The following is a 15,649-nucleotide window of genomic DNA, read 5'->3' as shown; positions in this document are numbered from 1 at the left end:
TCTCACGCGGGCCCACACTAATATTCCGGCGGCACCACCGGCGGACGATCCTGATGGTCTAGGAGCCCAACCTGTTCCAGCACCGAGTGAATAAAATGCGGGGCGCCCGCCTCGTGGGGAGACAGCCCATAGAATTCCTGCGCCGCCATCGAGACCAACTGCTCCTGCTGTTCCCGCGGAATCTGCTCTAGGGCTTCCCTCGCTTTTGCGGCGAACTCGGCCGACACTACCTGAGTTTCCAAAAAGCGATCCTGTTGGGTCGGATTTCGGCGCAACTCCTCCAGCCACCCTGCTGTGTATTCGTCTTCGTCCGGGTGGACGAGAGGTATCAGTCGCTCGACGCGATCTTTCAACCACAGGGCGCCGTCCTTGTCGATACTCAGGTCCTCTCCCTCCACCTGGACGTTCGCCCACGCGCTGTCTTTCAGCCGCACCGCCGGGCCGTTCGACCAGCCGTCCTGCACGATGGTCGTCTCTCCATCGCGTCCGTTGCCGCGGCGTAGCTCGTTCCATGCGTGTCCAGTTCGCGTGGCCGAGATGGTGTGATCGGCGTTCAATTCCATAATTTCCACCTCGCCGCCTGCATTCACGACCGATTCACCATCGCGCAAATGCGGCGCGTGCGAGACTGCAGCGAGGCGCGCGAATTGATCGCAAAAGCCTGCGCCCAGCGCGCCCGCCAATGCCATCTGGTTGTCGCGATCGAGGCCGCGGTAGGCCAGACGTGCGCCTACGACGTTGTGCCCGTGGGACGGCTCGCCATCCGCATGAACGTTGCCGCGTCCGTGCCTGAGGAGCAGGCGAACGTCGTGCACTGTCTGACCGGCCGCGGTGATCCGAGCGGGGCTTCTGACCGGATCGCCAGTCATCATGGCCGCAATGAGGTAGGCGAGTTGCTGCATCTCATGTCGCTGTAGTGCCACACCGCGTCGTTGTTGCAACGTGTTCGGCGACGTTCCCAGAGCGACTCGGGGAGCCATCGCGGCCGGTTCCGATGCCGTCGCAGCCGGTCCCGATGCCGTCGAAATTAGCGCGGACCATTGGCGATCGCTGGCGCCGCTGTCGCTGCGGGCCGTTGAGTGCGAGGCGCCGTCGGCGCTCGAACTATCATAAGGCGAGCCTACTCCTGAAGGCTTTGAACAACAAATTCCCACAAGCAATCTCCTTTATGCTGATGAAATTTCACTGCACCAATGCCCCTACAGAGGAGCTCAGGCGGCACCGTTAAGCTAACGGATTGGAGCGGCCGGGATATCCCCTTCGCGCCCGGCACGCGGAAAACGGAACATGATAGCCTTCATGCACATTCCCTTTAGTCTATCTAGACTCTCATTCCGCCGGTCCTCCGCGGAAATTGAGCGCCCGCGCCACGTACCAAGAAAGATCATCGTCGGACGACTCTGACTCGACACATCCTTCGTCTTCGTCGCTACTTCGTTCAACGGGATCCTCGCTCTCGGCTTGAAGATACAGCCGGGGCTTGTCTGCCCGCTGCCATTCACCCTCGTTGTTCATCGTTATCGCCCAACTGATAGCTGAAGTACTTCGAACCCGCCTCGTCATCTACGGTCGCACCGACTCTAGCGACAATTGCGGTGCGCTCAGCTTTTGAGGACACGAAATCCAAGTACTCTTGAGGATTATTGGCTATGTGCCTGACGTCGACACCATAGAAGTCCCTCAACTCTTGCCTGAACTCATCACTGTCCATCTCGTAGATAGAAGGTTCAGCGGTAAGGGAACACGGCCGTGTCGCTGACGACGAACTAGTGCCGGTCAAGCGATTCCGTAAACCTCTGATTATCTGCTGCCTGCTCCGATTCATCGGCATGGCCTGCGCTTGTGGGTTGGCTGGATGAACCAGTGACTCCGCTAACCACGCGATTCGCTCCTATCGACTGATCTGCGCTGTAGTCAATATCGGTCTACTTAAGACTTGCCAGCAGGGTAAGCGAGCGATCTGACAACAAGCTGACGAGCCTTCCTTCGACGGCGCGGCAGTCTGACGCTGTGGCTGACGGAAGAAGCCTTGGCCGGCAGGCAGTCGCTTCGACGCACGACGCGTGGCGGCCGACCCGCTATTCCGATCTTGCCATCGAGACGGTCCTGACGCTAGCCCGTCCTATTCGTGAGAGTGCTTTTTTTAGTCCGATTGATGTGGCCGCACATCTGCTCTGACGAGGCGCGCGGGATTGCCTTCGGCTTTTCACCGCCTGACCGACCCGTACTTTGCAACGCGCTTGAGGTGTAGGTTGGGCGAACGGGGGGCGGACGCCCCGCCGGTCAAGGACCGAGAGGCAGCAGCGCGCCTGGCAAGCCGCGGATCAGGTCGGCTTCGGGACATGCCGCGGCAAACGCAAGGCGAATGCGGCTCGTGGTCTCGACGACACGGGCAGCGAGTTTCAAGAGACGAAGACGCAGCGTCGCGAACTCGGCTGTGGCCAATTCCCGGGCTTTGGGAATCGCGTCGCGCACGGTCAGCATCAGCCAATAAGCGGCGGTGTGGAGAACGAGGCGGACTTGATTGGCGAGCGCCGAACGGCAGCTGGTGCGATCGGAGGCGAGCTGTGTCTTATGCAGCTTGATCAGATTCTCGGCTTGGCCGCGCGCGCAATACAGGCTGTCGTAGATCCACTCGGCCGAGCCGACATCGAGGCTGGTGACGACGAAACGGATGTCGAGGCCGAGCATCGTCGCCTCAATACGGGCGACGGTACGCCGTTCGCGATCCCAGGACTTGGCCTTGTGGCGCGTCTCGGTATAGCCACGCAGAACCGGCAGGTTCTCGATGGCGCGTCGCGTGCGGATGTCGTCGGCGGCCTCGTCGAGTTTTCTGGCGAGCGGCTTGGTGCCGGACAGACCGAAGATGTAGTCGATGCCGTTGGTCTCGCACCACGCCATTGCCTCCGGCCGGGCATAGTGCCCGTCGCCACGGAACGTGATTCGCGTGTTGTGCCACCGCGTCCGGATATGCCGTATCAGGCGGCGCAGATGGGCACGCACCTCGACGCCGCCCGGCGTCTTGCCGGGCCGCAACACGACCGCCACGGGCCGGCTCTTCTCCGTGTCGTAGACGTGGATCGGCAGGAAGCAGCGTTCGTCATAATGAGCGTTGAACAGCGAGAGCTGCTGATGGCCGTGGACGACATCGCAGGTATCATCGATGTCGAGCGTGACGGATGCCGGCTCGCGCGGGTAGCTATCCATCCATGCGTCGACCAAAGTGTAGGTCAGTCGGATCACGTCGCGCAGGCGCGGAGCATTCTCCAGCCGCGACAGCGTCGGTTGGGAACACAGATCGCGACCCGTGTCCGGCAGCCGTCCGCAGGCCAGCTTGAATGCGGGATCGGACCGCAGATGATCGAGGTCGTCGGCGTCCTCGTAGCCGCAGCAGATCGCGAACATGCGCGCGCGGAACATATCGACAAGGCTGTGCACGACCCGCGTCGGATCGCGCCGATCCGGGAACACCCGGGCCAAATTGTCGGCCAAGCCGAGACGCCGCTCGGCCATCGCCAGAAGCATCACGCCCCCGTTCGAGGTCAGCCGACCGCCATCGAAGGCAGCTGTGACTTTCTTGGCGTGAACGGCTGGAAACGAGAAGGGCAGAATCGTATCATCGGTCATGGCGGGCCTGGCGTTCGCGGTTGAGGTGATGGGGTTGGCTTTGCAACCGAATCCTACGCCGCATCAGCGCTTTACACCACGCTCGCCAGCCTCTCAGGCGCACTCTGACGAATAAGACGGGCTAGTACCCACTCTTCTTGGAACGTGAGTCGTGATTCAAGATATGGATGATCCCCGAAGCAAGAGAAGTCCACCTTTCGCGGAGAGACCGCAAGGTTCTTGAGGCGTGCTGTCGCTCGCCGGTGACGCTGCAGCGCGATTTGAAGCGGGCGCGGATAGTTCTGTTGGCGGCGGACGGGCGCAGCACCCGCTCGATCGCCAAAGAAGTCGGAGTCCAGCCGCGGATTGTCAGCCTTTGGCGACACCGCTATGCCGATCATGGCCTTGAAGGACTGCACGACAAGCCGCGGCCCGGCAAGCAGCCGATCTATACGAAGGCCACCGACAAGCGGATTCTGAAGCTGCTGGATAAGCCGCCACCGCAGGGGTTTGCGCGCTGGACTGGCCCGCTGCTGGCCGAGGCGCTGGGCGATGTTGATGTCCAATATGTCTGGCGGTTCCTGCGTAGCCACAAGATTGACCTTGCGGCTCGCAAGTCCTGGTGCAAGAGCAACGATCCGAACTTTACGGCCAAAGCCGCCGATGTTGTTGGCCTCTACGTCGTCCCGCCCGCGAAGGCCATTGTGCTATGCGTGGACGAGAAGCCCTCGATCCAAGCTTTAGAGCGAGCGCAGGGTTATCTGAAGTTGCCCAATGGCCGCGCCTTGACCGGCCTCGCGGGAGCTGGCGGGGTTGCCTCGATCTGGCTGAGAGGCACCACCTGTTGCTGCACGCGCGGCTCGTCGCCATCCTTTGCTCGATCCAGACCTTCGAAGGCTCTGGCCTCATTGGGCGCATAGATGCCGCCCTGAACGCCGCGCGCCAGCGCTTCGATCCGATCCTTCAGCGCCGAACGCAGCAGCGCCGCAGTATCGAACTCGACATATTCGTCAGGCTGGCCCTTCAAGCCGAACAGCAGCCCGATGGATTCCTCGATGTGGTTGAGCGCGAAGCCGAGACCGGACGAAATCCAGCTCTGCATCAGCAGCTCGGTCGATGACAGATTGTTGCCGCCGATGCCGAGCACCTGCGGCGGGATGCGGAAGGCGAGCGCGATATGCTCGTTTGACAGCTTCAGCATCTCGGCAGTCGCGGCATCCTTGCCGCCCTGCGACCACGGCAGCACCTTCAGCCCTGCGGTAAGAATCGGCGTGCCGCCCTGATGCTGGCCCTTGGCCTGATCGTTCCAGCGATCCCGCAGCGCCTGGACCTGATCCTTGTCGAGCACCAGATCGGTCGAGAGCACCGCCGAGGGCCGCGCCTCATTCATGTAGAAGCACAGCTGCTGCTGCGCGATGGCCGCGCCCATGCCGACATCGCTGTAGGCCGCGACAACCGGCGACTCGCCGACCAGCGGAGTCGGGAAGCGCTGCCGCATGCTGTGCAGCCGGATGTGCAGCACATCGCGCTGCGGCACGATCAGGGTCTCGTCGCCGAGCCGCTTGGCGATGATGTCGTTGCCGCCGAGCTGATAGAAAATATCGCCGGTCTGCGCCAGCCGGGGATAGGAGAGCTTCGGCTGCATCAGATGCAGCTCATCGATCTCAAAGCGGTCATTGCGCAGCGCCAGCGCATAGCAGTTGCCGTCGAGATAGAGCGAGCGCGTGCCGTTCAGCAGGAAGTCGCTGATCGATTGATAATCATTCGGATGCCGAAGCAGGCGGGAGAGGGCCGAGGTTGTGACCCGATCTCTCCCGCCCTTATCGTTCAGCCGCCAGTGATCGCCGGGGCACATCGCAACGGTCTGCGCATAGGCAGAGACGCAAGCCTCGACCATTGCCGACTGTGCTGTTGCCGAGAGAACACTGTAGCCGTTCTGCCACCAGTTGATGCTATCGCCGACATCGGCGGGCAACCAGCCGCCGCTGACCGGCAGATACCATGGCCCCGCATGCGTCTCGCCCTCCTTTGAGACAAGCGCGTTGCTGCGGCCTGCTTTGATCCGCACGCGAGGCTTGGTGGCGAGGTCAGTCATTCATGCTTTGCAGGAGCCGGGTTGGACGAGCGAGTCGAATAGTCGCCTCGGCCCTGCGCGGGTTTGGCGGCTTCGGCCTGCCGGGTGCGATGCTCCTGACCCTTCGGCATCGGCTTGCCGTCCGGACCCTGCTCGGGAGAGCCGTCCGGTTCATGCTCGCCAGTATGGAGGCCCATCGCCGCCTGATCGTTCTCATCCTGCGTCGGTGTCGGCTTCGCGTTGGCCATGTCCTCGGCCATCTTGGTGCGCGCGGCTTCCCGCTCGGACTTCTGATCGGCCAGCTGCTTTTTGATTGCAGCCTCGCGTTCGGTGTCGGTCATTTCGATTCTCCTTCTGGGGTTTGCCCCGCTTACCAAGTGACGCCGTTGACGACCGAGACCACACCGGGCCGACGAATGGTCCAGTTGATGGGCAGGATCAGGCGAAGCGCGATGCTGTCAGTCTGGAACATCGACTTCACCGGGTTGGCAGGCGTGCCAGGCGCTGCGCCGCTCACGATGTCGAGCGGTGCGGTGTCCTCCATGTGCAGCGTGGCCTGATCGCTCAGCTCGAAGCGCGGTGCATCGCCGCCGACCGAAACGTAGTCGGCTGCATCCATCGCGATCACGGTGCCAAGCGGGACCGTGCCCGAGCCGATGATCGGCCAGCCCGAGAGCCTGCCGTTGCTGATCTCGTCGCGGAACGGGAAAGCGCCCGCGCCGGGAGCTGCGACGAGACCAGCGCTGTTGACCTGCTGCGGATTCATCAGCCAGACCGGCGTGCGCACGTTGCCCTTGGTCGCGGTGAGCAGCTGGCCGCTGATCTGCTTGATGTCACCGACCAGAGCATTGAAGCCACCACCAGCAGTCGGCGTCAGCGGCGTGATGCCGTTGAGGATACCGGCAGGGCGGATCGTCGTTGCCGGGTTGCTGTCGATCAGGACGCTATCGAGCGAGATCGCGGTATCTTCCTGAATCGCATTGCGCAGCAGGCCTTCGATTGCGGGCACGCTGTGCTCGCTGATCTCCCGCGTCCAAGTGGTGATGACCGCCATCTTCTTGGGCGTCAGCGCCTGCGAAGTGAACAGACCCTGACGAACAGGGATCGGGAGACCTTCACCGACGAAGGAGCCCGCGATGGTCGGCGTCAGTGCCCGCGTCGGCACCACGATCTTGCCGTTGGTGCCAAACGACAGGTTCAGACCTGCAGCCGACAGGCGCGGATAGATCGACTTCGGCATCAAGGTTTCCATGAAGCCGATGTTCATCTGCTGCACCAGCTCAGCGGCCCAGCCGACTACGGTCGCCATTGCGGGTGCTGTCGCGGCCTTCACTGCCCAATCGTAGACAGCGCGCAGTGCTTCATCCTCGCCATAGACCTCGCGCATGATGAGATCGACCGGCTTGCGCTGCTGATGCGCCAGCAGCTGGACCACACCCAAGCGGACCAGCAGCTCCTGCGGCTCGATCTTCTTGCGCTGCACCGAGAGCGGGCGCAGCGGCTCAGCATGGGGCCGAACTGCTGTGCTGCCACGCTGCACCATGATGGTGCGGCCACCATCATCAGACTACTCGCCGAGAGTCTTCTCGGCACCGCGCAGGGCTTCGAGCGTTTTCTCTTCGCGCTCGATCTTCTCGTTCAGATCATTGGCGATCTTCAGCTGCTCGTCGCTGACATTGGTTTCGTCGGTCTTCTCCCAGTGCGCAGCAAGCTGGTCGCGCAATGCGACGAGCCGCTGCTCGGAGTTAGCGATCCTTTGAGCAAACGACATTGTCGTGCCCTTTCTACCAAACGATGGGGTGTCGGCTTGCCCGCCGGTGATCCCGCGCCGCTTGATCCCGTCCTTGGTGCCTTTCCCGGCAAAGACGAGGTCGATAGTCGCGGGGGAAATTTTCAGAGACTTGGCGACCGCGAGCGCATTCGGATTCGCGGGCACGGAGACGACGCTGGTCTCGACCAGCTCGCTTTTGGTGAAGAACAGGCCGAAGTCGGCCCCCGGTCGCGGCTTGCTCTCTTTCGGTTTGAAGCCGACGCTGACAGCGCGAAGGATGTCGGCATCGATCAGCCGCCTGATCTCATCGATGCGGTCGGAAGTGCCTTCCGGGGCCAGCTCCAGAACACCGCGCAGCTCCTTGTCTACGACGCGGACATTCTTCCACTTGCCAATCGGGAAGCTGCTTTGATGGCCGAACAGCGCAATCGGATTGCGCTTGAAGTTCGTGAGGTCCCAGCCGTCCGACATGATGACATCGTCCATGCGATCCGGCGTTTCATCGGAGAGCACGAACTCGAGACCGTTGACCTTGGCGGCATGCGTCTTGTAGCGGATGCCATCGGCGGCGCGATTGTCCCAGATAATCTGGCACTCCTCGGCATCGCCGAGTTCGTCGATGCATCGATCCATGAAGTCGGAATGCGACTCGTCATCATCGGGCTCGATGTCCTGTCGCGTGATATTCTTGTTGCGCTTCAGCATCCCCGAGATCGCCGACGCTATCGCCGCCGCGATCAATGCGGATGTGACGCTGCCGGTCACTGCTGCATCGGTGACTGGCGCGGTCACGCTCACCTCGGTGTTCAAGAGCGTCAAGCCCCTTGAGCAGTTTCTCGGCCGGCTCCTTGAACTCGGCTTTGCCTTGCGCACAACCGATGATGTATCGCGCCAACGGCCCGACCTCGACCGCGTGGCCGCGCCAACGCGGCGCTTTGATCCAGGAATACTTGCCGCCTTCATCGAGCTCCTTGATATCTGTCTTGCTGCCTTTGACCTTTGCCCCAAGCTGAAAACTTGGCTCGGTGATGCCATCCCAAGGATGCAGTCCGCAGACCCCACCGGGATATTTATACCATGAATGGGCGACGAATTCCTGAATCTGCTCGGGATCACCATGGTCGATCGGCAACACCTCGCTGAGATCGCCATCAAGAATGACGCCGCGCGGCAGCTTGAGACTTTTCGCGGAACAGTCGTTGGCATTTTCGGGGATGTCGCCATAGGACATCACACCTTTGCCCGAAAGCCCGCTGCCATGCAGCCAGTCCTTGTAGAACGAGCCGATCGCTGCAATGTCCGGCAGATAGACCTGCTCGACAAACTCGATCGAACGATCGATGATCGAGGACACATCGATGATCGAGGACACTAAGCTAAGCCGCTCCATATTGATCGCACCCACCGCGCCAGTTCCGTCGATATTGATCGCGCAGGGCACGCCGCCGACCAGCCAGTTCGGATGCGGGTTCTTGCCCCCATAGACCGCTTGGACCTTGACGATTTCTTTCTGGAAATCGAGCGCCTCCAGATAATGCGCCACGGCCATCAGATTCGCTTCCGGTGGAAGCTTGTAGGCCGGATGCCCCCAATAGCCATTCTTGAACGGACCGGGTTGCCCGGATCCGAAGAACTTAGTGAGCCTGATCTGCAAATCCTTAAAGTAGCCAGGGGACGACAGCGGCCAGGGCGAGATAGACTGCGCCAGCGCCGACGTCGACTTGGGATTGGCCTTGAGCGCGGACATCACGTCAACCCAATCGAGCGCGTGCAAGTGGTAGAAATGCACCAGGTGATCATGCACAAGCAGACACAGTTGCATGATATTGCGTATCGAGTTGGCATTCTCCGGAATGGCGATCCCTAGCGCATTTTCAACGGCGCGCACGGAGGTGAGCGCATGGGTGCCGGTGCAGACACCGCAAATCCGCTCGGTGAAGGCCCAGGCGTCCCGCGGATCGCGCCCGCGCAGGATGACTTCGATGCCACGCCACATCGTCCCGCTCGAGACCGCATTGCGGATCACATTATCAGAATCGACATTGGCCTCGACGCGCAGGTGGCCTTCGATGCGGGTCAGCGGATCGATGACAATTCGCTTGCCAGAAGGATCGAGATTGAACCCATTTGGTGTCTGGACAGCCACCGTCACCTTCCCCTCAACTCGGCTTACTTTTGTCAGCTGCGCGATCCGGCTTGTGGGTCAACCGTTTCACAGCCGTGACCGCCGCATGCGCAGCGACGGTCAGCCCAACAACGCCGGCAGCGGCCATGCCAATCTGATCGGCGTTCTTCTCAATGCCGAACTGCTTGATGGTCGTGAGTCGGTCGTAAAATGAACCCTTGTCCCAAAAGCCGTCTTCGGAGCAGCCCAAGCAGCCGTGGCCAGATTGAATCGGGAATGACACGCCGCCGTTCCACCGAACGGCCGAACAGGCATTGTAAGTGGTCGGCCCCTTGCAGCCCATGTTGTATAAGCAATAGCCCTTGCGTGCGCCCTCATCGTCCCACTCCTCGACAAATTGGCCAGCGTCGAAATGGGAACGCCGATAGCACTTGTCGTGAATGCGCTCGGAATAAAACATCTTGGGGCGTCCCTGGCGATCGAGCTGCGGCAGCTTTCCGAACGCGGTCATGAAGGTCACCAGGCCGGTCATGACCTCTGCGATGGGCGGGCACCCGGGCACCTTGATGATCGGCCTGTTGCTGATCACCTTATCGATCGGCACCGCCCCAGTCGGATTGGGCTCGGCCGCTTGCACGCAGCCCGAGGACGCACACGTGCCCCAAGCGACGATCGCCATGGACTCTTCCGCCATCGACCTGAGCTTTTCAACGAACGGCTTGCCGCCGTCTATGCAGAACATGCCCCCTTCGTTCAGCGGCGGATTGCCTTCCACGGCAAGCACATACTTGCCCTTGTACTTGGCACGGGTTTCCTCCAGGATGGCTTCGGCCTGGTGTCCTGCCGCCGCCATGATCGTGTCGTCATAGTCGAGCGAAATCATCGATAGCAGCGTGTCTTTAATCAACGGATGAGCCGATCGGATACAGCTTTCCGAGCAGCAGGTGCACTCGAGCCCGTGCATCCAGATGACCGGCACACGCGGCTTGGTCTCTAAGGCGGAAGCAATACCGCTTGCGGCGAGCGAACCGAGTCCGAAGCTCGCGGCTGTCAAACTGCAGAATTTGTGGAAACTACGACGCGTGATACCCTGACGTCTGATCACGCTGTAGAAAGTTTCCGATGCCCCGCCCATGGCCCCTTCCAAGTGACTTGTCGGCCGTAACAATTACTGACCTCGACAGCAAGAAACAGGCCACCGCATGGGAGCACACTCGGCAGATACGCGCCGCCGCTTCGCGATTATCGGTAGGGATGAGCGAACCGAGCTCGCGAGGCACAAGCTACGCGTTGCCCGCCATTCGTGCTAATGATCCGTCGGGGCGGATCGATCCGATGCATCTTTCATTCAGTGGGCGCTTGCTGCGCGAGCACTTTCACAGGATCTATAATCGGAGTCTGGACCTTCAAAGCTCTCATCCAGCGGCGCCAGTCCAGGTCAACTTACCTGAATTGCCTGGAAGCGCCGAGGAGCCCTTTCATGCGCGCACAGCCGCTCCGAGTCCCAATCCCGCAAAGTCGTTGGAGATTATGTGATGCGCCGTCTTGAGATCTCGAAAGCGTTGCCCATCGAGGTCCTGCCGTTTAGCAGCATTTGTCCAAACCGCACATCGTCATGGACTGTCGCAAATACGCAAACTCCCCCGCAGTCAAACTTCGTCGGACTTTCGAGGAGCTCGAGTTCTGTGGCTTTCCTGTCAGAGGGGCGTCTAGAAATTGACGCGCGGGGCGCTCGCGTTGCGATCCCGACAAATGGAACGTGGCATCTTGCGTTTCGATCAGCCTCCACGGGCTGTTCGCAGGATACTGTCACAATCGCTGTTCGCTGACTTTTCGACGACAATCCCGAGCACATCGGTCGAGAAGATGGGGCAGCGGCAGCTTAGTATGGCTTCGATGAAAGCCTGTTCATCGCTCTTGACCGGCGGAGCTACGAAATCCGGATGAAGACGCGCTGCTTGATCCGAGCTATCCGGGCGCGCCATAAGTGAGGCTGATCTATGGCGCCCTCGGCGTTCGAATTTTTGATCAACCGTCAGGCTGCCCCCCTCTACTTTCATGTTTTTGCGAAGTCCGGGTAGTGAGCGGTAATCTCGGCCTGCAGGGGTAGGCAACTTGCCGCATCAGCGTAATAGGCAATCGCCATTATCGGTTTGGCGACGGACGCGACTGCGAATATCGCTTCGAAGCGCATCGATGTTGCTTTCGCAGGGATCGAATTGCCCGTATGCCTTTTAGTGGATGAGCTTGCCGCCTCAGGCGATGCAACCCGCGCCGGCACGCACTTGCCAGCGATCTGGCGAGCGCAGAGCTCCTCCAGTTTGGCAAGGCGGCTCTTGGAACTCCGACGTCAAGCCCTAGCCTCGGGCAGAGGCGCGACGTGCGGCGAATTAAAGCCGATTCCAGCGGCAGCCGCGGCCATAACGGATGACCGGATCCGGCTTGCAATGCTGCTGCTCGCTCACGATCGGACATGTCTGGCCGTCATACCGAAGCGGATTCAATCAGGGCTGGTGCCCTCATGTGCCTCTTCTGGCACAGCGTTTGTCGATGAAGGTTAGAATAAAAATGACGGCAAAGGCAAACATCACCATACCGCCGGCAATCCAACTTGCCTCGCTCCAGCGCGATGCTTGCACATAGTCAATGACATAAGCTGACAACACCTTGGTGCGCCCAGGAATGTTGCCGCCGATCATCATCACTACGCCGAAGGTGCCGATCGAATGAGCAAAGCCAACCAAGGCAGCCTTGAGAAACTCCAGTCGCACCAACGGCAGACCGATAGTAATGAAGGCATACAATGGAGAAGCACGCTGATTGACGAGCGGTCCCCCGCCTATCGCAATAAAGGCATTATGGATCGGCTGCACCACCAAAGGGAACGCTGAGAGGACCGATCCGACTACAATTCCTGCAAAGGTAAAGGCGAGCGTGTGCTCGCCCCAGAAAGAGGCGAGAAAGCCACCCGGTCTGTTCGGGCCGAGCAGGACGAGTACGCAGAAACCAAGCGCCGTCGGAGGCAGCACCAGCGGCAGCGCGATGATCGTCGCCACCGCCTTGCTCAAAACCGTCTTTGAACGTGCCAGCCACCACGCGAGTGGCGCGCCAACAACCAAAAGGATCATCGTCGTCATGCTGGCGAGCTCGATCGTGAGCGCAACGGATTGCCAGATCTCGGCCGAAAAGGTATCCATGTGCGTCAGCTCCACGGTGAGAGCACGTTGCCATATCGGCAGAGCGATCGCCTGCACGTCCGGCTTGCTGAAGGATTTGGCATGCAGCGCCTTTTGGCCGGATCCAACCTCCAGAAGCGAGGCATCCTGCCAGGTCGGTTCACAAGGTCCTTTGCTAACCGCCGGCGCGTTCTCACATCGTTCCCTTTTAGCGGCGATTCAGAATCTCCGGTCTGAATCAATCGATCAATCTGTGGGATCGACGCACACTGTACTAGCTTCGGCCGCGCCGCCTTCCCCATTGCGAATGCATCTGCGGTGTCCGGCCCACTCGTCCCTTTTGCGGCGACGACGCGCCTGCAGATCGACGGCACGGAGAACGACGACGGCTTGCACGCACGATTCACAACGTTCGAAGCCGAACTCGCCAGAGAGGCGAAGTGGCTTTCCGGAGGCGCGAGGCCGCCCTCAAGCAGCCGAGCCGGGCGACCGCGGTCGCCCGAGCGAAACGCCAGAAATGTTGGAGCTTGCGTGGCCTGGCTGTATAGCTCAGTGCCCGCTATGACATTCAACATGGCTTCGGACCACCTCGCCCGCTTTGACAATCCGGCAAGCCTATCCGTCGGCATGAGGAATTTGATGAGGGGTGCCATATTGACGCGCGTCATTTCTGCGAGAGAGGGCAAGAGGGCGGAAATCGCAGGCCTCATCGGAGACTCCTGTGACAGGGCCGCTTCACCCAGTCTGACGGCAGCAGCTCCTGTCTTGTCGTCCAGCAATGTCTGTGCCGCTTGCCAAATGTGATGCACTCCGTGCTCAACGTGAGGAAAAACGCGCATAGATGGGCACTGCTGTGGAGTGGACCTAACGCTCTGTCAGCTTTCTGGCATCATTGTCCTCGAGCGGACAGCGCCGCACAATGAAACTGCAGAGTTGACGTGCGCGAGATGCCCTTGGGGTCTCATAACGTTCCGGATACTCGACGGAAATCCTCGCGTGCATCTCCTGCTTCGAAGAATTGGTTAGCCGTTCCTTAAACGCTAGCAGGCATGACGGCCGGCAACCGCGCCACAGTCCCATGCGTGGTCATGCGCCAGTTGTTCCGAGCGCTGGACTAGGACCCACTGCCGAAACAAGCGCTGCAACGAGCCTATATCGTGTCCAGGCGATGTAGTATATCGAGGGTGATCGTGCCGTGAGCGCGAGAATCACATGCACAGATCTTTGCGTTCGCGCGCTTTTGCTGCTCGCTGAAGAAGACGTCGCGGTGGTCAAGTTCACCGTCGATGTTGACGAGATCGATCGCACAGACGCCGCACTCCCCGCGCCGGCAATCCGCAATCACGTCGTAACCAGCTTCATTGGTACATCGAGCAACGAGCGATCGCGCGGAATCACTAGCTCGATGGCACGATCTGCAAGGCACACCCGGAAACCTTCAGTCGGCAGCGAGCCACTCGAACCGAAGGTCTCGTGGCGTAGGTCCGATAGTGCGCGCCCTGCGCCGGTCCAAGCCCGGCGCGCCGTATCGAGCATCCGCATCGGACCACACAAGAGTGTCAAGGCGTCAGGCGGCAGCGGGGCGAACAAGTCATCGAAATCGAGCCGACGCCCTTCGTTGCTTGCATGGATATTAAGTCTCTCGTTCAGCAAGGGGACGAGGACATCCAGATAGACGGCTTGATCACGAGAAGGCACGGCATAATGTAAAGTGAATTGGCTATCGCGGCGGGCTATCGCCTGAGCTGCCCCTATTTGTGGCGTAATACCGATGCCCCCGGCGATTAGGCAGTAGTGCCGGCGCGCCCAGTCTATCGACAGCAGTGAGACCGGCAATGTAATGGTCAGCCGCGCGCCCGGCGAGAGCGACCACATGTACTGCGAGCCGCCGCGCGAGCCTCCCTCCACGCGCCGCACCGCAATGCCATAGCCCGCCCGGTCGACTTCGCCGACCAAGGAGTAGGACCGCGTCTCCGGCCGTGTCCATCGACAGTGACGGCGACATTGATATGGCTGCCCACCGGATAGGCCGCGCTATCAAAGTTGTCCGGCTTGATCAGCAGCTCGCGGATCGAAGGCGTCAGATCGCATGTCGCAACGAGGGTTGCGGGTATCCAGCTTTCAATGAACCGCATGCAGCTCCCTTCAATCGCCTGCCATCCTAATGAGCGCCAGTCCCGGCAGCAGGTCGGAATGCGTCTTGTTCTTGAGCACCAAGCGCAAATTGCGCGCCGCCACTTGCGCGTGCTCCCGCATGATTGCTTCGGCCCGCGCGCCTTCTCGATTTTCGATTGCGTCGATTACGACGCGGTGTTGATCCTGCGCAATTAGGAGTGTGTGGCGCGCATCCGGCAGTGTCGATTGTGTCATCACAAAGCCGCTAGGCGAGGCGGACGGTAATGCGGACGCGCGATCGACCTGCCTGATCAAGGGCGGATGCGCGACAATTCCGTCAGCAGCGCGTGAAAGCGCGCGTTGAGCGCGACGTAGGAGGAGAAAGTCTCGACGGAGATTGGATCCTGCCGCACAAGACCGTCAGTCTCGTCAAGACAACCTTTCAAGGGTTCGAGATCGCGCAAAGAAACACCGCGCTCGGCGGCAACGCGTGCGGCCAGCCTCTGGAGCGTGCCGCGCAGTTCGATCGAGTCCACGACATCACGCTCGGAGAATGCCTTTACCATGAAACCGCCGGAAGAGATCGCTTCCAAAAGCCCTTCCTCCTGCAGTCGAACCAGCGCCATTCGCACCGGAGTGCGCGAGGCGCCGGTCGCCTCCACAGCCTGCAATTCGGAGATCCGTTCGCCGGGCCGCAAATCACCCGACAGAATCAGATCGCGCAAACTGAGCTGGGCACGCACCGTCTGTGAGACAGAGCGATCGCTGTCACGCTCGGCCAT

At 60.7% G+C, this 15,649-nt stretch carries 8 protein-coding genes and 5 pseudogenes; 2 read left to right on the top strand and 11 right to left on the bottom strand.

Annotated elements, in window-relative coordinates; translation table 11 throughout:
• Positions 1–17 precede the first annotated feature (17 nt).
• A complete protein-coding gene (locus HAP54_RS21935; RefSeq protein ID WP_166303814.1) occupies positions 18–902 on the bottom strand; it encodes a type III secretion protein in 885 nt (294 codons plus the stop codon).
• Between the two features lie 1,100 nt (positions 903–2,002).
• Between HAP54_RS21935 and HAP54_RS21930 the strand changes: the two are divergent.
• Positions 2,003–2,115 (top strand): annotated as a pseudogene (locus HAP54_RS21930) (IS5/IS1182 family transposase); the annotation flags it as partial.
• Between the two features lie 168 nt (positions 2,116–2,283).
• Here HAP54_RS21930 and HAP54_RS21925 read toward each other — a convergent pair.
• Entirely contained in the window at positions 2,284–3,627 is a 1,344-nt protein-coding gene (locus tag HAP54_RS21925) for an IS1380-like element ISBdi2 family transposase (protein WP_166204320.1), read from the bottom strand.
• A 167-nt stretch (positions 3,628–3,794) separates the two neighbouring features.
• Between HAP54_RS21925 and HAP54_RS21920 the strand changes: the two are divergent.
• Positions 3,795–4,400: pseudogene (locus HAP54_RS21920) on the top strand (IS630 family transposase); the annotation flags it as partial.
• On the opposite strand, the gene HAP54_RS21915 reads toward HAP54_RS21920, so the two are convergent.
• The 9 genes and pseudogenes from HAP54_RS21915 to HAP54_RS21875 form a co-directional block, all read right to left on the bottom strand.
• Positions 4,364–5,461: a phage portal protein gene (locus HAP54_RS21915; protein ID WP_234583992.1), complete on the bottom strand. Its 1,098-nt coding sequence runs from the start codon at positions 5,459–5,461 to the stop codon at positions 4,364–4,366. The pseudogene HAP54_RS21920 and the gene HAP54_RS21915 sit on opposite strands and share 37 nt — an antisense overlap.
• Before the next feature lie 236 nt (positions 5,462–5,697).
• Positions 5,698–6,021 carry a hypothetical protein gene (locus HAP54_RS21910; RefSeq protein ID WP_029084510.1) on the bottom strand — a complete coding sequence of 108 codons (324 nt, stop codon included), beginning with the start codon at positions 6,019–6,021 and terminating at the stop codon, positions 5,698–5,700.
• Between the two features lie 29 nt (positions 6,022–6,050).
• Positions 6,051–7,223: a phage major capsid protein gene (locus tag HAP54_RS21905; RefSeq protein ID WP_166303808.1), complete on the bottom strand. Its 1,173-nt coding sequence runs from the start codon at positions 7,221–7,223 to the stop codon at positions 6,051–6,053.
• A 24-nt stretch (positions 7,224–7,247) separates the two neighbouring features.
• Positions 7,248–8,084: an HK97 family phage prohead protease gene (locus tag HAP54_RS21900; RefSeq protein ID WP_339156889.1), complete on the bottom strand. Its 837-nt coding sequence runs from the start codon at positions 8,082–8,084 to the stop codon at positions 7,248–7,250.
• A 181-nt stretch (positions 8,085–8,265) separates the two neighbouring features.
• A pseudogene (locus HAP54_RS21895) lies at positions 8,266–9,597 on the bottom strand (nickel-dependent hydrogenase large subunit); the annotation flags it as partial.
• Between the two features lie 13 nt (positions 9,598–9,610).
• The gene (locus HAP54_RS21890) at positions 9,611–10,711 is read right to left on the bottom strand and encodes a hydrogenase small subunit (protein WP_166303802.1); all 1,101 of its coding nucleotides are present in this window, start codon (positions 10,709–10,711) and stop codon (positions 9,611–9,613) included.
• A gap of 1,384 nt (positions 10,712–12,095) precedes the next feature.
• A complete protein-coding gene (locus HAP54_RS21885) occupies positions 12,096–12,773 on the bottom strand; it encodes a molybdate ABC transporter permease subunit (protein WP_166308237.1) in 678 nt (225 codons plus the stop codon).
• A 1,129-nt stretch (positions 12,774–13,902) separates the two neighbouring features.
• Positions 13,903–14,887: pseudogene (locus HAP54_RS21880) on the bottom strand (PDR/VanB family oxidoreductase).
• Between the two features lie 10 nt (positions 14,888–14,897).
• Positions 14,898–15,649 (bottom strand): annotated as a pseudogene (locus tag HAP54_RS21875) (GntR family transcriptional regulator).

It is taken from the genome of Bradyrhizobium sp. 2S1, from assembly GCF_011516625.5.
Taxonomy (GTDB): domain Bacteria; phylum Pseudomonadota; class Alphaproteobacteria; order Rhizobiales; family Xanthobacteraceae; genus Bradyrhizobium; species Bradyrhizobium septentrionale.
Note: the sequence above shows the minus strand (reverse complement) of the source record. Positions and strands in the feature narration are given on the sequence as shown.

Coding starts and splice junctions, on each gene's coding strand:
- HAP54_RS21885 (WP_166308237.1), bottom strand. CDS start 12,773: ATGGATACCTTTTCGGCCGAGATCTGGCAATCCGTTGCGCTCACGATC.
- HAP54_RS21925 (WP_166204320.1), bottom strand. CDS start 3,627: ATGACCGATGATACGATTCTGCCCTTCTCGTTTCCAGCCGTTCACGCC.
- HAP54_RS21935 (WP_166303814.1), bottom strand. CDS start 902: ATGCAGCAACTCGCCTACCTCATTGCGGCCATGATGACTGGCGATCCG.
- HAP54_RS21890 (WP_166303802.1), bottom strand. CDS start 10,711: ATGGGCGGGGCATCGGAAACTTTCTACAGCGTGATCAGACGTCAGGGT.
- HAP54_RS21900 (WP_339156889.1), bottom strand. CDS start 8,084: ATGGATCGATGCATCGACGAACTCGGCGATGCCGAGGAGTGCCAGATT.
- HAP54_RS21905 (WP_166303808.1), bottom strand. CDS start 7,223: ATGGTGCAGCGTGGCAGCACAGCAGTTCGGCCCCATGCTGAGCCGCTG.
- HAP54_RS21915 (WP_234583992.1), bottom strand. CDS start 5,461: ATGTGCCCCGGCGATCACTGGCGGCTGAACGATAAGGGCGGGAGAGAT.
- HAP54_RS21910 (WP_029084510.1), bottom strand. CDS start 6,021: ATGACCGACACCGAACGCGAGGCTGCAATCAAAAAGCAGCTGGCCGAT.